Genomic DNA, 20618 nt, shown 5'->3' on the forward strand with positions numbered 1-20618 from the left:
CAGGGTGAGGTGATCGCATGGCCAAGTTCATCGGCCGGCGGCTGCTCTATCTGCTGCCGGTCCTGCTCGCCGTCACGCTGCTCACCTTCCTGATCGCCTCGCTGCTGCCGGGCGATCTCGCCATCACCCTGCTGGGCGACCAGGCGACGCCGGAGAAGGTCGAGGCGCTGCGCGCCCAGATGGGCCTCGATCTGCCGATCTGGCAGCGCTACCTGCTGTGGCTGTGGGACGTCCTGCACGGCGACCTCGGCCGCTCCTTCCGCACCGGCGAGACCGTGCTCGCCGCCGTCGCCGACCGCCTGCCGGTCTCGCTCGAGCTGATGGTGATGGCCGAGGTGACGGCGCTGCTGATCGCCATCCCGCTCGCCATCCTGTGCGCGGTCAAGAGCGGCAGCGCCACCGACCGCTTCCTGACGGGCTTGGCCTTCGGCAAGCTGTCGCTGCCGCCGTTCATGGTGGCGATCCTGCTGATCTACCTGTTCGCGGTGTCGCTCAACCTGCTGCCGGCCACCGGCTGGATCCCGTTCGCCGAGGACCCGATCGCCAACCTGCGCAGCTTCGTGCTGCCGGCGCTGACGCTGGCGATCGCCGAATGGCCGGTGCTGATGCGGGTGCTGCGCTCCGACATGATCGCCACCCTGCAGGAAGACTATATCGCCATGGCCAAGGCCAAGGGGCTGCGGCCGGCCCGCATCCTGCTGGTGCATGCGCTGAAGCCCTCGTCGCTCACCCTGGTGACGGTGACCGGCATCAACATCGGCCGCCTGATCGGCGGCGCGCTGATCGTCGAGGTGATCTTCGCCCTGCCGGGCATCGGCCGGCTGCTGGTCGGCGCGATCTACGCCCGCGATTTCATCATCCTGCAGGGCGCCGTGCTGTTCGTCGCCGTCGGCTTCGTGATGGTGAACTTCGTCGTCGACATGCTCTACGCCGTCCTCGATCCCAGGATTCGCCATGGCCGTGCGTGAGGTGGCCGCGCTCGACGTCGGCGTCGACACTTCGGCTGTGACGCCGGTGCGCCGGCAGCGGCGCCTCGGCGGGCTGTTCGTCGCCTCGGTGATCTGGATCGCGCTGGTGGGATTGGGCGCGATCTTCGCCGGCCTGCTGCCGATCCCGAGCCCCACCGAGATGGACATGCTGGGCAAGCGCGCGCTGCCCAGCGCCGAGCACTGGCTGGGCAACGACGTGCTCGGCCGCGACGTGTTCTCGCGGCTGATCTATGGCGGCCGCATCTCGCTCACCGTCGGCCTGCTGGCGCCGGTGATCGGCGTCACGGTCGGCGGCGCGCTCGGCATGCTGGCGGGTTACTTCCGCGGCCGCTTCGAGACCATCGTCACCGGCGGCGTCGACGTGCTGCTGGCCTTCCCGCCGCTGGTGTTCGCGCTCGCCGTCACCGCCTATCTCGGCCAGTCGATCCTCAACATCACCCTGGTGATCGGCATCCTCGGCATCCCGGCCTTCACCCGCGTGGCGCGCGCCGTGACGCTGTCGCTGAGCGAGCGCGAGTTCGTGACCGCGGCGCGGGCGCTCGGCGCCACCCACAGCCGCATCCTGCTGCGCGAGCTCCTGCCCAACGTCGCGCTGCCGCTGGTCGCCTTCTTCCTGCTGGGCGTCGCCGTGACCATCGTGGTCGAGGGCGCGCTCTCCTTCCTCGGCCTCGGCGTGCCGCCGCCGGCGCCGTCCTGGGGCAGCATGATCGGCGAGGGCCGCGAGAGCCTCGACATCGCGCCGTGGCTCGCCTTCCTGCCGGCGATCTTCATGTTCCTGACCGTGCTCGCCTTCAACGTGATCGGCGACACCCTGCGGGCGCTGACCGATCCGAGGCCCGGAGCTTTGTGATGGTGGCATTGTAGTGGATACAGCGTTGCTGTCCGTCGAAGCCGTGTCGGTCGTGCTGCCGACGCCGCGCGGGCCGCTCAAGGCGGTCGATGCGGTCGATCTCAGCCTGGCGCCCGGCCGCACCCTGGGCGTCGTCGGCGAATCGGGCTGCGGCAAGACCATGCTGTCGCGCGCCATCCTGCAGCTCCTGCCCAAGCGCGCGAAGCTCGATGGCCGCGTGATGTTCAACGGCCGCGACCTCGCCGCGCTCCAGCCCGAGGCGCTGCGCCGACTGCGCGGGCCCGAGCTCGCCGTGGTCTTCCAGGACCCGATGACCTCGCTCAATCCGGTGCTCACCATCGGCACGCAGCTCGTCGAGACCATGCAGGCCCATCTCGGCCTCGACTCGGCCGCCGCAGCCAAACGCGGCGCCGAGCTGCTGGCCGAGGTCGGCATCCCGGCGCCCGAGCAGCGGCTGCGCCAGTATCCGCACCAGCTCTCCGGCGGCATGCGCCAGCGCGTGGCGATCGCCATCGCTTTATCCTGCGAGCCCAAACTTCTCATAGCCGACGAGCCGACCACGGCGCTCGACGTCACGGTGCAGGCGCAGATCCTCGACCTGCTGGCGCGCGAGCAGAGGCGCCGGCACATGGCGATGATCATCATCACCCACGATCTCGGCGTCGTCGCCGGCCGCACCGACGAGGTCGCCGTGATGTATGCCGGCCGCGTCGTCGAGCGCGCGCCGACGCCGCAGCTCTTCGCCCATATGCGCATGCCCTATACCGAGGCGCTGCTGGCCGCGATCCCCAAGCTCGATGCGCCGCCGCACACCACCCTGCCGGCGATCGCCGGCCGGCCGCCCGATCCGACGCGGCCCTTGCCCGGCTGCTCCTTCGCCCCGCGCTGCCGCTATGCCGACGACCGGTGCCAGGGCGCCAAGCCGCCGCTCGCCGATCCCGAGCGCGCCGGCGCCCTCTACGCCTGCTGGCATCCCCTATGACCGCGCTGCTTTCGATCGAGAACCTCACCGTCGAGTACGCGATCGGCGGCAAGACCCTGTCGGCGGTGAGCGGTGTCAGCCTGCAGGTCGGCCGCGGCGAGACCTTGGGGCTGGTGGGCGAATCGGGCTGCGGCAAGTCCACGCTCGGCCGCGCCGTGCTGCAGTTGCGCCGGCCGACGGCGGGCAAGGTCACCTTCGACGGCACCGAGCTCACCGGGATCGACGGCGAGGCGATGCGCCGGATGCGCCGCCGTCTGCAGTTGATCTTCCAGGACCCGATCGCCTCGCTCAATCCCAGACGGTGCGTCGGCGACATCGTCGCCGAGCCGCTGATCATCGCCGGCATCAAGGACAAGGCCGAGCGGGCTGCCCGGGTGCGCGAGGTGCTGACCGCGGTCGGCCTCGACGCCGACCTGGTGACCGGCCGGCTGCCGCACGAATTCTCGGGCGGCCAATGCCAGCGCATCAGCATCGCCCGGGCGCTGATCCTCGAGCCGCAATTCGTGATCTGCGACGAGCCGGTGTCGGCGCTCGACGTCTCGATCCGCGCCCAGATCCTCAACCTGCTCGAGGACATGAAGCGGCGCTACGGCCTCACCCTGCTGTTCATCGCCCACGACCTCGCGGTGGTGAAGGCGGTGAGCGACCGCATCGCCGTGATGTATCTCGGCAAGCTCTGCGAGGTGGCGCCCTCCGAGCAGCTCTTCCGCCGGCCCGCGCACCCCTACACGGCGCTGCTGCTGGAAGCGATCCCGGTGCCCGACCCGACGGTGCGGCCCGCGGCCAACCTCGTGGTCGGCGAACCGCCGTCGCCGCTCGACCCGCCCTCCGGCTGCCGCTTCCGCACCCGCTGCCCGCGCGCCGACGCACGATGTGCGTCCGAGGTCCCGAAGCTGCGTGAGATAAACGCCGGCCAGTTCGTGGCCTGCCATCACCCGCTGACGAACTAGCGCATCGGAACCTTCCCCATTCATATGGGGAGGGGGTCACTGGGGCTTATGACTCCTTGTGTGTTGGATCTCCGGCAGAATGGCGGAGCGGAAGGCGATCTAAATGGCGTTCCGCCGCCAGGCCTGAGTCCGTTGACCCCGCAGTTGGCATTCTGAGACGGAGCGAGGAACAGGCCCGGTGTCTTCCTGAACCCGAACGGTTGCTTGGGCGACGAGCCCGAACGCGCAAGGAAGGGAGCCGGAGGATGCGTATCGGTGATGGAAGGCGCGTGGGCGCCGCCCGGGATCAAGCTCACAACTAGATGTTAGAGCACGGGGTTGTTGTTGCTCCGGCCGCCACGAGCGCTCGGCGATGCAGCCAACTAACCAACCTCCTCCAACGTCGAGCACGTTCCGCTGACGCGGGTCTGGCGCATGTAGCGGCGGTGACGGTCGGCGTCGTAGCCGCTTCCGGCGTGGAGGAGGCAGCGGTTGTCCCAGAGGACGACGTCGCCCGGTTGCCAGGCGTGGACGTAGATGTGTTCGGGCTGGATCGCTGCTTCGGTCAGTTGGTCGATCAGGACGCGGCCGGCGGCCCGACTCATGCCCTCGATCTCCCGGACGTGGGAGCCGAGGAACAGGTTCCTGGCACCGGTCGCCGGATTGGTCCGGACGAGCCGCTGGCGCACGGGCGGCAGCGAGGCCGCCAACTCGGGCGATACGGCATCGGGGGCGACCTTCGAGCGCGAATAGACATAATCGTGGATCGCGATCAGGGGATGGAGCTCGGCCTTGCGCTCAGGCGAGAGGCGATCGTAGGCGGCGCGCAGCGAGACGAACATCGTCGTGCCGCCCTCGGCCGGCGTTTCGTAGGCGCACATGATCGAGAGGAACGCCGGCACCGGTTTGAACGAAGCATCCGAGTGCCACATGTTGTTGCCGGTGAGGAAGATGGTCTTCTTGTGCGAGCTGCCCAGCACCGTGCCGTCCTTCTGGACGTTGCCGATGGTGCCGAAATACTCGATCTTGCCGACACTGGTGTGGCTCGGCTCGGGGTTGCCGAATTGGCGCGTGAGGGCGAGCTGGCGGTCGTCATCCATCGACTGATCGGGGAAGCAGACGAACGAATACCGATCGATCGCTGCGTCGATCGCCTGGATCACGTCAGGCGTGAGCGGCTTGCCAAGATCGATGCCGCGGAGGCTGGCGCCGAACTCAGGATGCAGCTTTTCGTATCGGAGCTGGGACATGGCGAGTGAATCTCCGTGATGCGCTACTGCGCTGCACTGCGCTGCACATCGGAATGTGCGACTTGAGGAACGTGCGCACGCGGTCGATCGTGCGTGCCTTGAGTTCCGGCGGTTCGCGCCACGGGAACACCGTGATCTCGGCATTGGGCGCCAGCGACGCGACGTCGATCGATGTCGGCAGCGGATGCGACGGCGTGTCGTCCGGCAGGACCAGGATCGGCGTCCGGCAGTTGCCGATGAACTCGCGCGGCACGCTGTAGAGGAAATCGGGCTGCACGCGCCACAGGCTGTGGAGGTATTTCTCGATCGTCTCGGCCGACACCTCGGGTCGTCGTGCGCGGAAATCCGCGAGCCAATTCTGCCGGCTGTGTCGAACCATGACGTCCGGGTCTTCGGGCCTGTGGCCTACGGTCTGGCAGAACACGGCGGCAACGACGCGTTGAGGCGCGCGCTGCAGCAGCTTGCTGGCGAAGCAGCCGCCGATGCAGTAGCCCATGTAGAAGAATTCGCCGATCCCGAGATGGTCCATCAGGCCAAGCTGGTCGTCGGCGAACGCGTCCCACGCGTTCTCGACCGGCACCGGACCGGCGGAATCGCCGCCATTGGCATTGCGCTGGTCCATGGTGATGCAGCGGAAGTCGTGCTTGAACTCTTCCATCGCATTGATGACGGCGGTCGGCCAGTTGCTGACGCGCGAGTTCAAGCCGCTGCCGGGGGTGACCAGCAGCGGGAAGCCGGAGCCGATCTCCTCATAGCGAATACGAACGTCGCCATTTTGACAAAAGGGCATCGAAATCTCCCGAACGACCAGGACCAGCTTATTCGAGTACCGCGTTCATTTTGAACTCGACCGATCACGATGCGGTCCTTGTTGGGATCCGCCGCGGGGCTTGCGCAGGCGATCCGTCTAATTGTTTAATGGATGGACCAATAAAGACCAGAGAAGAAGCGCATTCCATGACCCGCTTTAATCGCCGCCGGCTCGCCGGACTGCTCGGCCTGATCGTTTCCGGCCTGCTTCCGGCCCACGGCGCGTCGGCGCAGGACTATCCCGGCAAGCCGGTCACCATTGTCGTTCCGTTCACGGCGGGCGGTGCGACCGACCTGTCGGCCCGGGTCATCGCCCAGCTTCTGTCCAAGGAGCTCGGCCAGCCGTTCGTGGTGATGAACCGCGCCGGGGCGAGCGGCATGATCGGGATGGCGAGCGTCGCCACCGCTGCGCCCGACGGCTACACGCTGGGATGGGGCGGCAACAGCCCGATGTCCGTGGCGCCGCACCTGATGAGGAACCCGCCCTACGATCCGCTGAAGGCCTTCGCGCCGATCGGTCTCGCGGCGATCTCGTCGTGGGTCATGGTGGTCCGGCCCGGCCTGCCCGCCTCCAGCGTGGCCGAGCTGATCGCGCTCGCCAAGGCGCAGCCCGGCAGGCTCACCTTCGCGTCCGCCGGCACCGGAAGTGCCACCCACCTTATGGTCGAGGTGTTCAAGGCCGCCGCCGGCATCGACATGCTGCATGTGCCCTACAAAGGCGAGATCGACGGCATGAACGCGATCGCGGCCGACCAGGTCGACATGATGATGGGGGCGACGTCGACCTCCTCGTCGCTGATGAGGTCCGGCAAGGTGAAGGGGCTCGCGGTGACGACGCCGACGCGCGATCCGGCCGTGCCGGAAACCCCCACGGTCAAGGAGGCCGGCGTGCCCGAGCTGACCTTCGAGATCTTCTTCGGGCTCCTGGCGCCGGCCGGCACGCCGCGGTCGATCGTCGACAGGCTTTCCGCGGCGCTGGTGCGCGCCGTCGACGATCCGTCGTACCGCGAGGCCATGGACAAGGCAGGCATCCGCCCGACCGGTAGCACGCCCGAGGCGTTCGCCAGCTTGCTGGAGCGGCATAACCGCCAGTGGCTCGCCATCATCGAACGCAACAACATCACGTCCAACTGAGCGCGCCATGACGCAGATCAAGGCCCAGGTCCATCGCAACGCCGTCGAGCGCGATACTTATGCGCTGCGCGATCTCACCTTTCCCAAGGTGCTGCGGCGCCAGGTGAAGGAGCGCGGCGACAAGGTCTTCCTGACCGAGATCGCCACCAGGCGAACCTTCACCTATCGCACCTTCGATGCCTGGACGAACAAGGTCGCCGACGCGCTGGCCGGCATGGGAATCGCCAAGGGCCGCCACGCCGGCATCTTCATGGGCAACTCGGCCGAGCACCTCGCGGTCTATTTCGGCATCGGCAAGCTGGGGGCGGTCGCGGTCCCGGTGAACACCGCCGCCCGGGGCGAGCTGCTGCGCTACTACCTGGCGCAATCCGACTGCGAAGCCGTCATCGTCGAGGACGTGCTGGCCGATCGCCTGCGGGAGGTGCTGCCGCAACTGCCGAACATCCGGAGCGTCATGCTCGTTCCCTCGCCGGACCGCGCGTCGACGTCGCTCGCGAGCTGCGCGGCCTATGCGGTCAGCCACTTCGAGCCGGCGGTCGCCGCGGCGAGCGACGCGCCGCGCGGCCAGCACGTCAGATGCTCGGACCTGCTGATGCTCGCCTACACGTCGGGCACCACCGGCCCGTCCAAGGGCAGCATGCTGTCGCACGCCGCGGCCCTCAGCTACGGCACCGACGCCGCCGAGGTGCAGGGCTATCGCGAGTCGGACATCTTTTATGTCTGCCTGCCGCTGTTTCACAACAACGGGCTGCTGGCCGCGACCGGCGCCGCGCTGGTCTGCGGTGCCTCTGCGGTCCTGTCGCGCCGCTTCTCGGTCACGCGATTCCTCGGCGAGATTCGCGACCATCATGCGACCATCACCAACTTCCTGGGCGCCATGTCGAGCTTCCTGTGGAGCCAGCCGCCGTCGCCGCGGGATGCCGAGAACGACCTTCGCCTGGTCAGCATGGCGCCGACGCCGAAATACGCCGCTGAGTTCGAGAAGCGCTTCGGGCTGCGGGCGATGAACAATTACGGCCTGTCCGACTTCGGCATGGTGACGTCGTTCACCCAGCACGATCCCCGGGAGAAGCTCGGGTCGATCGGCCGGCCGCGTCCCGGCTGGCGGGTGAAGATCGTCGACGACGACGATTTCGAGCGGCCGGACGGCGAGATCGGCGAGATCGTGGCGCAATGCGAGGATCCGTGGCGGGCTACCAACGGCTACTACAAGATGCCGGAAGCCACCCTGGCCGCAAATCGCAATCAGTGGTTCCACACCGGCGATCGCGGCATGCGCGATGCGGACGGCTACTTCTGGTTCGTCGACCGCAAGAAGGATTGCATCCGCCGGCGCGGCGAGAACATCTCCGCCTTCGAGGTCGAGCAGCTGATCGCCCTCCATCCGGCCGTCGCCACCGTCGCGGCCTTTCCCGTGGCGACCCCGCAGAACGACGAGGAAGTGGGCGTCGTGGTCGTCCGCCGGCCGGACATGACGATCGGCGAGAAGGAGCTGATCGAGCACTGCCAGGGCAACATGGCCTACTTCATGGTGCCGCGTTACATCCAGTTCCGCGACGCACTGCCGACGACGGTCAGCCAGAAGGTCGAGAAGTTCAGGCTGCGGGCCGACTTCGAGCGCGACCTGTCCTCGGTCTGGGATCGCGAGGCGTCGGGCCTGGTGCTGGCGCGGTAACGGTCGCCAGCTTCTGTCCCGGCGGCACGGCGCGCGCTTTGATCATGTAGCTCTGGTGCAGCCGCGACAGCGTCCGGGCCATCTCCTCGACCGCCTTCTCGACGTCGCGGTGGCGCAGATGGGCCAGCAGGCGCCGGCGGGACGGCAGCGTGTAGTTCTGGTCGTCGGTCGGACCGATCGCCTTCACGAACTGGCGCGTCACTTCCATGACGCCTTCTGTGGCGGCGATCAGGATCGGATTGCGCGTGGTCTTGGCCAGCAGGACGTGGAAGGCCTGGTGGTACTTGGTGCGCTCCTCGAAGTTCCCGGCCCTGTGCATGTCCGCCGCCCGCGCGACGTTCGCCTCGAGGAGCGCGAGGTCCTCCGCGGTGAGGCGCTTGCAGGCGAGCCGGATGACCTCGGCGCTGAGCGCGAGCCGCGCCTCGCTGAGATGATCGGGCGTGATGGCGCCGAGGAAGTAGAGATCGCGCATGCCGTTGACCACGGCGTTCGAGCTGCCCGGCAGCACGAAGGCGCCGCCCGTCGCGCCGAGCTTGAGCTCGATCAGGCCGCTCAGCTCGAGCGCGCGCAGGGCGTCGCGCACCGTGTTCCGGCTGACGCCGAACATCGCCGCGAGGCTACGCTCGGGCGGCAGCTTGTCGCCGGGCCGCAGCCGGCCTTCGGAGATCGAGCGGCGCAGCCGGCTGGCCACCTCCTGGTAGATGCGCTGGGCGCTGATCGGCTCGATGCCGTACTGCCCGGCAAGCGTGTCCGACGGCGGCGCGGGGACATGGGTCGATTTCCGTGGGTTCATCGTTCCACTCGCAGACCTCTGAACCAAGCGCCTTGAAGTACGGCCGGTCAGACACTCTCCATAGAGTACGGCTGCCCTGGAAGTCGCAAGCCCCACTTTCGGAAGATCGACGACGGTGTCCGAGGGCTGCGCGAAGCGCCGTCTCCCGGCCTTACGCCGGTTGGTCGGGCAATCCGCACCGGCATTTGGCGGCGATCAGCCCGCGGCGGCGCGCAGCCCGGCCAGCAGCGGCAGCGCTTCCGAAGCGAAGCGCTCGATCTGACGGTCGCGCTCTTCGTACGGTCCGACGAAATCGAGAATGACGTGGCGGACCCCCGCGTCGTGGAAACGCACGATGCTTTCCGCGACGCGTTGCGGCGGGCCGAGCGCGCAATAGCGCTCGGCAGCCTTGCGGAAGTCCATCCCATAGCGCTGGCTGAGGGTAACGGTCGCGGCATCGAGCGCCTTTTCGTAGGTGTCATCAATGCGCGTGAACAGCAGATGGGCCGTCCCGAAGTCTCGGTCGAAGACCCGACCGGCCGCCGCGGCGGCGGCGGCGATCTTCTCCAGCCCCTGGCGAAACATCTCCGGCGTGATGACGTACGACATCCAACCGTCGGTCATGCGGCCGATGCGGCGGAGAGCGGCGTCCGAGCGGCCGCCGCACCAGATCGGGGGACCGCCCGCCTGGCGCGGCGGCGGCTGCATCGTCACGCCCTCGAACTTGAAGAAGCGGCCGTCATGGGTGGCCGGCGTCCCGCTCCACAGCTTGCGCATCACCGTAAGGCTTTCATCCAGCCGTGCGCCGCGTTCGGCGACCGGGACACCACAGGCTTCGAACTCCTTGTGGAATTCACCGCCCACGCCGACCCCGAAGATGAACCTGCCCTCCGTCAGGTGATCGAGGGTCGAAACCTGCTTGGCCACCGGCGTGGGATGGCGCAGCGGCACGAGGTAGACACCCGTGCCGAAGACCAGCCGCCGGCTGATCACCGCAGCCTGGGCGAGCTGCAGCAGCGGATCGAATATGGAGATGTGAAAGGAGATATGGTCGCCGACCCACAGCGAGTCGTAACCGCTGCGATCGACCAGCTCGACCAGCGTGCACATCTCGTCGATCGTCGGCAGCCAGGCGCCGGCCGCCGGCTCGCTGCGACGATGGATGGTTTGAATGCCGATCCGCAGGCGATCCTCGACGGGGAGGCCGGAATTGCTCATGGGGTTACATCTTGCCTCCGACGATGCGCGCGCCCAGCGCCCAGCGATGGACCTCGGACGGGCCGTCGTAGATGCGGAAGGCGCGGGTGTCGCGGAAGATGCGCTCGACCACGGTGTCGCGGGTGATGCCCATGCCGCCCAGGATCTGCAGCGAACGGTCGGCGACGCGGGCGATCGCCTCGGAGCAGATCACCTTGCTCATCGAGCTTTCGTTGGAGGCACGGTTGCCCTGGTCGAGCAGCCAGGCGGTGTGCCAGATCGACAGCCGCGCCTGGTGAATGTCCATCATGTTGTCGGCCAGCATGAAGCTGACGCCCTCGTGCTCGCCGAGCTTCTTGCCGAAGGCCTCGCGCGTGCGGGCATAGTCCGTCGCGATGTCCTGCGCCCGGTTGGCCGAGCCCAGCCAGCGCATGCAATGGCTGAGCCGCGCCGGCGCCAGCCGCACCTGGGCGTAACGGAAGCCCTTGCCGATCTCGCCCAGCACGGCGTCGGCCGGCAGGCGCAGCTCGTCGAACGACATCACCGCGTGGCCGCCGGTGAAGGAGGAATCGATGGTGTCGAGGGTGCGCTCGATCCTGATCCTGGGGTTGGGCAGGTCGGCCAGGAACAGCGTCGCGTGGCCGTGCATCGGCCCGCCCTCCATCTTGGCCATGATGATCGCCCAGCCGGCATTGTCGGCGCCGGTGATCAGCCACTTGCGGCCGGAGATCACCCATTCGTTGCCGTCCTGGCGCGCCGTGGTCTTGAGCAGGCCGGGATCGGAGCCGGCGCCGCCGGGCTCGGTCATGCAGAAGCAGGAGCGCAGCTTGCCTTCGGCCAGCGGCTTCAGGAAATGGTCGCGCTGGTCGGGCCGCGCCACGACGTCGAGCAGATGGATGTTGCCCTCGTCCGGCGAGGCGCAATGGATCGCCGTCGGCCCCAGGATCGAATAGCCCGCCGCCTCGAACACCAGCGCCCGGCCGATCTGGCTCAAGGCCCGGCCGCCATATTCCTGGGGCACGTGCGGCGCGAACACGCCGGCGGCCTTGGCGAGCGCGTTCAATTCGATGCGCAGCGCGTCGGTCGGGCCGTGCGCCGTCCAGCGCGGGTCCTTCTCGTAGGGGATGACCTTGTCGACGACGAAGGCCTTGGTCTTCTCGGCGAGCTCGACGAGTTCTTTGGGAGGGGCGAAGTTGATGTCCATGGTCCGACGCTAGCACGCGCCGGCCCTGCAAGAGTGCAGAGCTGGCGCCTTGCCGGTTCTCTCGTGTTGCGGTATACTAATAATCGATGTACGTAAACTTACATTTGATTTCGGGAATCTCATCGGCCGGCACGCGAGCGCCGTTTTCGGCGGTTTTCGACCGTTTCTTCCGTTTTGGGCGGCATCCCCGTTTTTCAGACGAAGCTCGGCCGGTTGCGCAGGGTCTCGCGGTCGAAGCCCGCCACCTTCTTGTAGCGGTCGAGGATGCCTTCGAGCTCGGCGGTCGGCACCACGTCCTCGATGCGGGCGAACGGCTTGCCGCCCGAGCGAGTCCAGACCTCGCGCAGGATGGCGTCGGGCGGATCGCTGCGATTGGTCAGCACGACTTTCGCCGTGGCGGGACCGCGCACCGCCTCGTAGGCGGTGAGCGCCGCCGCCGTGGCGCCGAGCTTCCTGATGCAGCCGGTCAGGAAGCGGGCATCGACGATCGCCTGGCCCGCGCCGTTGGAGCCGCGGGGATACATCGGGTGGGCGGCGTCGCCCAGCAGGGTGATGCGGCCGAAGCTCCAGCGGTCGAGCGGGTCGCGGTCGACCATCGGGTATTCGAGGATCTCCTCGGTCGCCTCGATCATGCCGGTGATGTCGAGGAAGTCGAACTTGAGGTTCGCGAAGGCCGGCATCATGTCCGAAAGCCGCCCGCGGCCGGTCCAGTCCTGGCGCACGGCGTCCGGCCGCTCCAGCTCGGCCACCCAGTTGATCAGCGGCTTGCCGCCGGTCTCCGGCGTGCCGGGGCGGATCGGGTAGATCACGGTCTTGCCGACCGTCATCCAGCCCGACGACAGCATGGTGTCGCCGCCCAGGAAGGCGGGCCACCGCACCGCGCCGCGCCACATGTTGACGCCCGAATACTTGGGCGGGCCCTCGTCGGGGAAGAGCTGGCGGCGCACCGCCGAATGGATGCCGTCGCAGCCGATCGCCAGCGCGCCGTGGGTGAAGTGGCCGTTGTCGAAATGCAGCGTCACGCGGCCGGCATTCTGGTCGAGGCGCGTGACCTTGTGGCCGAGCCGCACGGCGTCGCTGCCCAGCCGCTCGCGCACGGTATCGAGCAGGACTTTGTGGAGGTCGGCCCTATGGATCGAGAGCTGCGGCCAGTCGTAGCCGGCATAGCGGCCGCGCAGGTCGCTGATGATGGGTTGGCCGTAGCGGCTGTAGTAGGAGAGCGTGCGAGTCTCGATCGCTTTGGCGGCGAGCCTGTCGGCGAGGCCGAGTTCGCTCAGCTCGCGCATGCCGTGCGGCAGGAGGTTGATGCCGACGCCCAGCGGATGGATCTCCGGCGCCGCCTCGAACACCTGGGTGGAGATGCCGGCCTGGTGGCAGCTCAGCGCCAGGGTCAAGCCGCCGATGCCGCCGCCGACGATCAGCACATCGGGAGAGGAAGAGGGGCTCACTCCGGCTGGATCCCGCGGCTGGCGACGACGTCGGCCCAGCGCTTCCTGTCCTTGACCACGATGTCGCCCAGCGCGCTCGGGGCGGAGCTGGTGGGCACCAGGCCCTGCGCCTCGAACACCGCCCTGGCTTCGGGGCTGCCGAGGATGGCGGCGACCTCCTTGTTGAGCCGCTCGACGATCTCCGCCGGCGTGCCCTTGGGCGCGAACAGGCCGTACCACATGTCGACGTCGGCGCCGACAAGGCCGGCCTCGATCAGCGTCGGCACCTCGGGCAGTTGCGGCAGGCGCTTGGGGCTGCCGGCGGCGATCGCTTTCAGCTTGCCGGCGCGGATGTGCTGGGCCGAGACATGAACCGGCAGGAACATGTAGCCGATCTGGCCGCCCAGCAGGTCCTGCACGGCGCCGGCCGTGCCCTTGTAGGGCACGTGCAGCAGCTCGATGCCGGCGGCCTGCTCGACCAGCGCCATCGAGAGGTGATGCGGCGTGCCGACGCCGGGACTGCCGTAGGTCAGCTTCTTCGGGTTGGCCTTGGCTGCGGTGACCAGCTCGGCCAGCGTACTGGGCTGCTGGCTCGGATTGGCGACCAGGACGAGCGAGCCCCAGGCCGTGAGGCCGATCGGCGCGAAGTCGGTCACCGGGTCGTAGGGCAGGTTCTTGAACAGGCTGGCGTTCATGACCAGCGTGTTGACCGAGGACATCAAGGTCAGCCCGTCCGGCTTGGCGCGCACCACCTGCTGGCTGCCGATATTGCCCGAGGCGCCGGCGACATTGTCGACGATCACCGGCTGGCCGATCTTGGGCGACAGCTTCTCCGACACGAAGCGGGCGATGATGTCGGGTCCGGTGCCCGGCGTGAACGGCACGACGATGCGCACCGGCTGGTCGGGCCAGGCGAAAGCAGCGGGTGCCGCGAGTGCGGCGGCAGCGAACGGCAGGAACGAGCGTCTGAGCATTGGTTTGTCCATGAGGGCGGCCGCATTCAATCAGCGGGGTGCACCCCCGTAAAGTGCGCGGCGGAATCGCAGTGCCAGGAGCGTGACCGCAAAGGCGAAGGCCAGCGTGATCCCGATCCAGATGCCGCGCCCGCCGAGGCCGAGGACGAAGGCGAGCAGCACGGCGCTGCCCAGCCCGACGCCCCAGTAGCCGAGCATGACCAGCCACAGCACCGCGTTGGCGTCGCGCAGGCCGCGCAGGATGCTCGCCATGACGATGACCAGGCCCGACAGGAGCTGGGTGACGGCGCAGAAGCGGAAGAAGTCGCGGGCCACCGCGACGACGTCCTCGCTGGCGGCCGAGCGCGACCACAGGGTGAGGTGAACGAGGCTGTCGGAACCGGCGGCGAGCAGGATACCGACGATCGTCGAGGCCGTGGCGCCCGCCACGAGCGCAACGCGCACCGCCTGTCGCATCGCGTCCCGGTCGCGCTGGCCGAGCAGCGAGGCGACGCGCGCCATCGCCGCCTGCGAGAGGCCGACCGGAACCATGAGGGCGACGTTGAGCCACAGCAGGACGATGCCGTGCGCGGCGGTTTCGACCGGCCCGACATAGCCCATCAGCACGTTCGAGCCGGTGAACAGCAGGGCTTCGGTGAAGAACACCGCACCGACCGGAATCCCGAGCCGCAGCGCATCGCGCAGCGCGAAGCCGGCGCGCCGGTCCCGTACATCCTTCGGCAGGCGCTTGGAGCGCGCCGTCGCCAGCAGCAGGAGGCCGAGGCCCAGCCACTGGGTCAGCGCGACGGTGAGGCCGATCGCCGTCATGCCGTCGAGGCCGAACCGCCCGCCCGCGAGCCCCAGGTTGAGCGCCGCATTGAACGCCGTGGTCGCGATGACGATCGCGTTCAGCCATCTGAGGTCGTTCGCCGCGATCAGGAAGAAGCGGAAGGCGATCAGCACGATGCTCGGCAGGTATCCGGGCAGCAAGCCGTCGATGTAGCAGCCGGCCCCCGTCACCAGCGCCGGGTCGAGGCCGGCGGCCGCGAGGCCCCGGGGAACGCCGGCCATGATCGCCGTCGCCGCGAGCCCCATCGCGACCGCGATCAGCAGGCCGCCTCGGATGGTGCGCGCCGCCACGTGATGGTCGCCGGCACCGAGGCTGCCGCTGAGCGGCGGGATCAGGCCCTGCATCGCGCCGAGGGAAGTGATGAACAGCAGCAGCCCGATGCTGCCGACGATGCTGCCTGCGGCCAGGGCCTCGACACCGAGCCGGCCGGTCATGGCCGTCGTGATGAAGGGTACGGCGAGCTGGAGGAGCTGGTTGACGGCGAGCGTGCCGCCCGACCGCGCAAGATGCAGGGCTTCGCCCCGCCAATCCGACATGACGGCGGCCTACAGCGGGGCGATCGGCAGGCAGAGCTGGCAGCGCACGTGGTTCGCCGCCGCCGGCGTCTCGAAGTCGGGCCGCAGCTCGAGGCAGGGCCGATCCTCGGGCTGATAGCCGCTGCCGGGAAGCCAGGTCGTCCAGAACCGCTCCCAGGCCGTCGAAAGGTCGGCCGGCCGGCCGTCGAACGGCGTGATGGCGTAGGTGCCGCCGGGCAGGTCGGCCAGGTTGAGCCGGCGATCGGCCTTGAACCCGGCGTCGACCACCAGGCAGGCGTCGTAGCGCAGCGTCTCGGGGGCGGCGATGGTCGGCGCATCGTGGCCGATGCCGATGGTCAGCGTGCCGGGATGGCGCAGGCCGTGGGCGCGGATCCAGCGCTCGAAGTCGCGCCACAGCGCGCTGATGCCGCCCTCGCCGTAGGGCCCGACATGGCGGACATAAGCGACCCGATAGGGCGGAAGGTCTTCGATCCTGACGGTCATGGGGTGACCCTGCCGGTCCGGCGGCGGCAATGCTTTGCGCGGCTTGCGATCCACTTTGCCCGGCTTGCGGGCCTGCCGGAGCCCGTCGCGCCATTGCCGGGCGCCGCCCTCGCGCCACGCCGTCGCGCTCATGCCGAAGTGGCCCTTGAAGGCGCGGGCGAAGGTCGCCGCCGAGGAGAAGCCGCAGCGCAGCGCGATCTCGAGCACGCTGGTCTCGTGCAGCATGGCGAGCGCGCCCGCCGCGCGCTCGAGCCGGATGCGGCGGATGAAGTCGGACAGCGTCTCGCCGGTGATCGCCGAGAAGACGCGATGGAAATGGAACGGCGAGAACGCGGCGATGGCGGCGAGCTTGTCGAGCGTCAGATCCTCGTCGAGATGGGCCTGCACGTAATCCATGACGCGGTTGACGCGCCGCTCGTACTCGCGGCGATGCGATAAGGACGGGATGCAACTTATGCGTGCTTTACTTGTCATCGTGATGTTCCATAGTTGTTCTCCTTTCGGAGGGAACATGCAGGCACGGGTACAGACAGTGGCGTTCCAGGGGGTGGAGGTGGTGCCGGTCGACGTACAAGTCATGATCGCGCCGGGCAACCTCGGCTTCCCGATCGTCGGCCTGGCCGACAAGGCGGTCGGCGAAAGCCGCGAGCGGGTGCGCTCGGCCCTGCGGGCGCTGGGGCTCGCCCTGCCGCCGCAGCGCATCGCCGTCAATCTCTCGCCGGCCGACCTCGCCAAGGAGGGCAGCCATTACGACCTGCCGATCGCGCTGGCTCTGCTGACGGCGATGGGCGTGATCCCGAAGGAAGCGCTCGCCGGCGTCGTCGCCCTGGGCGAGCTGGCGCTCGATGGCGGCCTGACGCGGGTGCCGGGCATCCTGCCGGCGGCCCTGCATGCCTCGCGCCAGGGCCTCGGCCTGATCTGCCCGGCGGCCTGCGGCGGCGAGGCGGCATGGGCCGGCGATCATCTCGAGCTTGTGGCGGCGCCGTCGCTGCTGGCGCTGATCAACCACGTGCGCGGCCAGCAGGTTCTGCCGCGGCCGCGGTCGGCGGCAGCCGAGGACTTGGGCGCCTCTCCCGACCTTGCCGACGTCAAGGGCCAGGAGACGGCCAAGCGCGTGCTCGAGGTCGCGGCGGCGGGCGGCCATAACCTTTTGATGATCGGGCCGCCCGGCTCGGGCAAGTCGATGATGGCGGCGCGGCTGCCCGGCCTGCTGCCGCCGCTCGAGGCCGACGAGATGCTGGAGGCCACCATGGTGCGCTCGCTGGCCGGCGAGACCGGCGACGGCCGATTGTCCAAGCGCCGCGCCTTCCGCGATCCGCATCATTCCTCGACCTTGCAGGCGCTGGTCGGCGGCGGCCCGCGGGCGCGGCCGGGCGAGGTGTCGCTGGCCCATCACGGGGTGCTGTTCCTCGATGAATTGCCGGAGTTCCATCGGCCCACCCTCGAGGCGCTGCGCCAGCCGATCGAGACCGGCCGCGTGACCGTGGCGCGCGCCAATGCCCACGTCACCTATCCGGCGCGTTTCCAACTGGTCGCCGCGATGAATCCCTGCCGCTGCGGCGGCCAGGACTGCCGGCGCGGGCCGCGCTGCGCCCTGGATTACCAGAGCCGGCTGTCGGGGCCGTTCCTCGACCGCATCGACCTTTGCATCGAGGTGCCGCGGGTCGAGGCGGCCGATCTCGCCTTGCCGCCGCCGGCCGAAGGCTCGGCCGACGTCGCCGCGCGCGTGGCTGCCGCGCGCACCGTGCAGCGCGAGCGCCTCGCCCGGCTGCGCACCGATCCAGGCGTCGAAGCCGAGCCGACGGCCGGCCTGTTGTCCGACTGGGCGAGCGGCTGGTCGCGGCCGCGCTGCAACGCCGACACCGACGGCAAGCTGCTGGCCGCCATCGCCGAGCCGGACGCCGAGGGCCGCGCCCTGCTGGTGCGCGCCGCCGAGCGGCTCGGCCTGTCGGCGCGCGCCTGGCACCGCACCCTGCGCGTGGCGCGCACGCTCGCCGATCTCGACGGCTCCGAGTCGGTGCGCCGCCTGCACATTGCCGAAGCCCTGAGCTACCGCCGCCAGGAGCCGCGGCCGGCGCTGGCGGCGTGAGGCGCGCGAGCCTATCTTAGGGAGTAGCTTTCGAATGACCGCAATGACGTTCGACAAACTCGCTTACATCGATCGGCTGAAAGCGGCGGGCTTTACCGAACCGCAAGCCCGCGGTATGGCCGACGGGCTCGATCAGGCGTTACGCGAAGAAGTGGCAACCAAGGGTGACATCGCTGTCCTCAGGAGCGATCTGAGAGGCGAGATGGCCCTGCTCAAGGGTGAGCTGCTGGCGGCGATGAAAGCCGACAAGATCGACTTTCTCAAATGGGTCGTCATGCTGATCGTCGGTCAGACGGCGGTGTTCACGGCGCTGAAGCTTCTCGGTCGTTGAGCCCGTCGGCGTGCGTCGGCTTCTAATCATGGTTGCTCTTGCGCTGGCCGCAGTCGGTCCTGCACGTGCCGCGCCGCCCAGCGTCGAGCTCGAGGCGCTGACCTGGACCGAGCTGCGCGACGCGATCAGGGCCGGCGCGACCACCATCATCATCCCCGCCGGCGGCACCGAGCAGAACGGCCCGCACATGGCGCTGGGCAAACACAATGTCCGCGCCCGCCTGCTGTCGGCCCGCATCGCCCAGGCGCTGGGCGACACCATCGTGGCGCCGGTGCTGGCCTATGTGCCCGAGGGCGCGATCTCGCCGCCGGCCGGCCACATGCGCTTCCCGGGCACGATCTCTATCCCGGACGCCGCGTTCAAGGCCACGGTCGAGGGCGCCGCGCGCGGCTTCCGCCAGGCCGGCTTCGCCCACATCGTGCTGCTGGGCGACCATGGCGGCTACCAGGCGGTACTCCGCCAGGCGGCCACCGAGCTGAACAAGGAATGGGCCGGCAGCAAGGTGCGTGCCCATTTCATCGAGGACTATTACCGCGCCAGCGAGGCCGCCTATGCGCAGGCGCTGCGCGGCAAGGGCATCACCGACGCCCAGATCGGCACGCATGCTGGAACCGCGGACACCTCGCTCACATTGGCGGTCGATCCTTCGTTGGTGCGCAACGACCGCCTGACGGGACACGGGCCGGCCGACGGCACGCAGGGCGATCCCGCCGCCTCGAGCGCGGCATTGGGCCAGCTTGGCGTCGACCTGATCGTGTCGCAGACTGTGGCTGCTATTCGCAAAGCGCGGGCAGAGAAGCAGTGATGAAGCTGGGTCGAGTCGTCGTCGCCTGCGTTGCCGGGATCGGGGTCGTCGTCGGATGGTGGGCGATGGCGCAGACCCGGTCGGTCGCCTCTCCGGTCGCCGCCGTCATCACCCCGGTGCCCGGCATGCCGGCGGTCGCCGATCCGGCCAACCTCTACAGCGAGACCGCCGCGGGCAAGCTCAGCCCCGCCGTGCAGGGCGCGCTGCCGCGGGTCTATGTTCCCAACCGGCGCTCCAACACCGTGTCGGTGATCGATCCGGAGACGCTGCAGGTGATCGACACCTTCAAGGTCGGCCGCAATCCGCAGCACGTCGTGCCGTCGTGGGATCTCAAGACGCTGTGGGTCGCCAACAACGCCGAGGGCCGCACCGACGGCAGCCTGACGCCGATCGATCCCTGGACCGGCAAGCCCGGCCCGGCGATCGCGGTCGACGACCCGTACAACGTCTATTCCTCGCCCGACGGCAAGTCGCTGATCATCGTCGCCGAGGAGCTGAAGCGGCTCGACTTCCGCGATCCCTGGACGCTGAAGCTGCAATACTCGATCGCCACGCCGCGCTGCGGCGGCATCAACCATGCCGACTTCGCGATCGACGGCAGCTTCGCGCTGTTCACCTGCGAGTTCGACGGTGCGGTGACCAAGATCGACCTGGTCAACCGCCGGGTGATCGACACCATCACGCTGACGCCGTACTACACGCGGCCCGACGTGGTCGCCCAGCTCGCGGCGCTGGAGCGCAAGAAGAAGTCGCAGATCCTCATCCCCACGCCGGTTCTGGTGCAGGACGCGCCCGAGCTCGGCGGCGCGATCTGCACCACCCGCGGCATGCCGCAGGACGTGCGGATCTCGCCCGACGGCAAGACCTTCTTCGTCGCCGACATGCTGGCCGACGGCGTGCACGTGGTCGATGGCGCCTCGTTCAAGCAGACCGGCTTCATTCCGACCGGCGTCGGTGCGCACGGCCTTTATCCCAGCCGCGACGGCAGGAAGCTCTATGTCGCCAACCGCGGCACCAACAAGATGATGGTGCGCGCCGGCGTCGCCAAGGGCAGCGTGTCGGTGATCGACTTCGCGACCGCCAAGGTCGAGCAGACCTGGCCGATCCCCGGCGGCGGCAGCCCCGACATGGGCAATGTCAGCGCCGACGGCAAGTACCTCTGGCTGAGCGGCCGCTTCGACGACGTCGTCTATCGCATCGACATCACGTCCGGCGCGATCGACAAGATCAAGGTCGGTAAGGAGCCGCACGGCCTCACGGTGTGGCCGCAACCGGGGCGTTATTCGCTGGGCCATACTGGCAATTTGCGCTGATATGGCCTCAGCACGCTTTTCCCGCTGAGGAGGTTTCCG

Annotated in this window: 19 protein-coding genes; 10 read left to right on the forward strand and 9 right to left on the reverse strand. The window is 68.8% G+C overall.

The features are described 5' to 3' along the window. Nucleotides 1-17: 17 nt before the first annotated feature. From J0J01_RS12630 to J0J01_RS12645, 4 genes are read left to right on the forward strand one after another with little or no spacing between them, the layout of a single operon-like run. The gene (locus J0J01_RS12630; RefSeq protein ID WP_296381047.1) at nucleotides 18-968 is read left to right on the forward strand and encodes an ABC transporter permease; all 951 of its coding nucleotides are present in this window, start codon (nucleotides 18-20) and stop codon (nucleotides 966-968) included. Further along, complete coding sequence (locus J0J01_RS12635) at nucleotides 955-1839, forward strand: ABC transporter permease (RefSeq protein ID WP_296381049.1); 885 nt, start codon at nucleotides 955-957, stop codon at nucleotides 1837-1839. Before J0J01_RS12630 ends, J0J01_RS12635 begins: the two co-directional genes overlap by 14 nt. A 25-nt stretch (nucleotides 1840-1864) precedes the next feature. Further along, nucleotides 1865-2821 (forward strand): ABC transporter ATP-binding protein, encoded by a 957-nt coding sequence (locus tag J0J01_RS12640; RefSeq protein ID WP_296381050.1) that lies wholly within the window; start codon nucleotides 1865-1867, stop codon nucleotides 2819-2821. Then, nucleotides 2818-3771, forward strand: coding sequence for an oligopeptide/dipeptide ABC transporter ATP-binding protein (locus tag J0J01_RS12645; RefSeq protein WP_296381052.1), 954 nt, complete (start codon nucleotides 2818-2820; stop codon nucleotides 3769-3771). Before J0J01_RS12640 ends, J0J01_RS12645 begins: the two co-directional genes overlap by 4 nt. Before the next feature lie 362 nt (nucleotides 3772-4133). Here J0J01_RS12645 and J0J01_RS12650 read toward each other — a convergent pair whose 3' ends face one another. Together J0J01_RS12650 and J0J01_RS12655 are read right to left on the reverse strand one after the other, a co-directional pair. Then, a complete protein-coding gene (locus J0J01_RS12650) occupies nucleotides 4134-5000 on the reverse strand; it encodes a TauD/TfdA family dioxygenase (protein ID WP_296381053.1) in 867 nt (288 codons plus the stop codon). Next, complete coding sequence (locus tag J0J01_RS12655) at nucleotides 4966-5790, reverse strand: alpha/beta hydrolase (protein WP_296381055.1); 825 nt, start codon at nucleotides 5788-5790, stop codon at nucleotides 4966-4968. Before J0J01_RS12655 ends, J0J01_RS12650 begins: the two co-directional genes overlap by 35 nt. Nucleotides 5791-5957: 167 nt before the next feature. On the opposite strand from J0J01_RS12655, the gene J0J01_RS12660 reads away from it, so the two are divergent. Next, nucleotides 5958-6944, forward strand: coding sequence for a tripartite tricarboxylate transporter substrate binding protein (locus J0J01_RS12660; protein WP_296381057.1), 987 nt, complete (start codon nucleotides 5958-5960; stop codon nucleotides 6942-6944). 7 nt (nucleotides 6945-6951) lie between these two features. Beyond that, the gene (locus J0J01_RS12665) at nucleotides 6952-8619 is read left to right on the forward strand and encodes an AMP-binding protein (RefSeq protein WP_296381059.1); all 1668 of its coding nucleotides are present in this window, start codon (nucleotides 6952-6954) and stop codon (nucleotides 8617-8619) included. Here J0J01_RS12665 and J0J01_RS12670 read toward each other — a convergent pair. The 7 genes from J0J01_RS12670 to J0J01_RS12700 form a co-directional block, all read right to left on the reverse strand. After that, nucleotides 8540-9412 carry a FadR/GntR family transcriptional regulator gene (locus J0J01_RS12670; RefSeq protein WP_296381060.1) on the reverse strand — a complete coding sequence of 291 codons (873 nt, stop codon included), beginning with the start codon at nucleotides 9410-9412 and terminating at the stop codon, nucleotides 8540-8542. The two genes, J0J01_RS12665 and J0J01_RS12670, sit on opposite strands and share 80 nt — an antisense overlap. 195 nt (nucleotides 9413-9607) lie before the next feature. Further along, entirely contained in the window at nucleotides 9608-10609 is a 1002-nt protein-coding gene (locus tag J0J01_RS12675; protein WP_296381061.1) for a TIGR03619 family F420-dependent LLM class oxidoreductase, read from the reverse strand. A 4-nt stretch (nucleotides 10610-10613) separates the two neighbouring features. Further along, a complete protein-coding gene (locus J0J01_RS12680; protein WP_296381062.1) occupies nucleotides 10614-11792 on the reverse strand; it encodes an acyl-CoA dehydrogenase family protein in 1179 nt (392 codons plus the stop codon). 194 nt (nucleotides 11793-11986) lie between these two features. Beyond that, entirely contained in the window at nucleotides 11987-13240 is a 1254-nt protein-coding gene (locus J0J01_RS12685) for a flavin-dependent oxidoreductase (protein ID WP_296381063.1), read from the reverse strand. After that, on the reverse strand, nucleotides 13237-14193 hold the full coding sequence (locus tag J0J01_RS12690; protein WP_296381065.1) for a tripartite tricarboxylate transporter substrate binding protein: 957 nt from the start codon (nucleotides 14191-14193) through the stop codon (nucleotides 13237-13239). The genes J0J01_RS12685 and J0J01_RS12690 overlap by 4 nt, the downstream gene beginning before the upstream one ends. Before the next feature lie 30 nt (nucleotides 14194-14223). Further along, nucleotides 14224-15558, reverse strand: a complete 1335-nt coding sequence (locus J0J01_RS12695) for an MATE family efflux transporter (protein WP_296381066.1) — start codon at nucleotides 15556-15558, stop codon at nucleotides 14224-14226. A gap of 9 nt (nucleotides 15559-15567) precedes the next feature. Next, nucleotides 15568-16515 carry an AraC family transcriptional regulator gene (locus tag J0J01_RS12700; RefSeq protein ID WP_296381068.1) on the reverse strand — a complete coding sequence of 316 codons (948 nt, stop codon included), beginning with the start codon at nucleotides 16513-16515 and terminating at the stop codon, nucleotides 15568-15570. Between the two features lie 37 nt (nucleotides 16516-16552). Between J0J01_RS12700 and J0J01_RS12705 the strand changes: the two genes are divergently transcribed. Genes J0J01_RS12705 through J0J01_RS12720 form a run of 4 tightly spaced genes read left to right on the forward strand, consistent with a single transcriptional unit; the run spans nucleotide 16553 to nucleotide 20579 of the window. Further along, nucleotides 16553-18130: a YifB family Mg chelatase-like AAA ATPase gene (locus tag J0J01_RS12705; RefSeq protein WP_296381070.1), complete on the forward strand. Its 1578-nt coding sequence runs from the start codon at nucleotides 16553-16555 to the stop codon at nucleotides 18128-18130. 43 nt (nucleotides 18131-18173) lie between these two features. Then, nucleotides 18174-18461 (forward strand): hypothetical protein, encoded by a 288-nt coding sequence (locus J0J01_RS12710; protein ID WP_296381071.1) that lies wholly within the window; start codon nucleotides 18174-18176, stop codon nucleotides 18459-18461. Between the two features lie 28 nt (nucleotides 18462-18489). Next, on the forward strand, nucleotides 18490-19266 hold the full coding sequence (locus J0J01_RS12715) for a creatininase family protein (RefSeq protein WP_296381074.1): 777 nt from the start codon (nucleotides 18490-18492) through the stop codon (nucleotides 19264-19266). Next, nucleotides 19266-20579 carry a YncE family protein gene (locus J0J01_RS12720; protein ID WP_296381075.1) on the forward strand — a complete coding sequence of 438 codons (1314 nt, stop codon included), beginning with the start codon at nucleotides 19266-19268 and terminating at the stop codon, nucleotides 20577-20579. The genes J0J01_RS12715 and J0J01_RS12720 overlap by 1 nt, the downstream gene beginning before the upstream one ends. Nucleotides 20580-20618: the final 39 nt, after the last annotated feature.

The organism is Reyranella sp., assembly GCF_017305915.1.
Taxonomy (GTDB): Bacteria; Pseudomonadota; Alphaproteobacteria; order Reyranellales; family Reyranellaceae; genus Reyranella.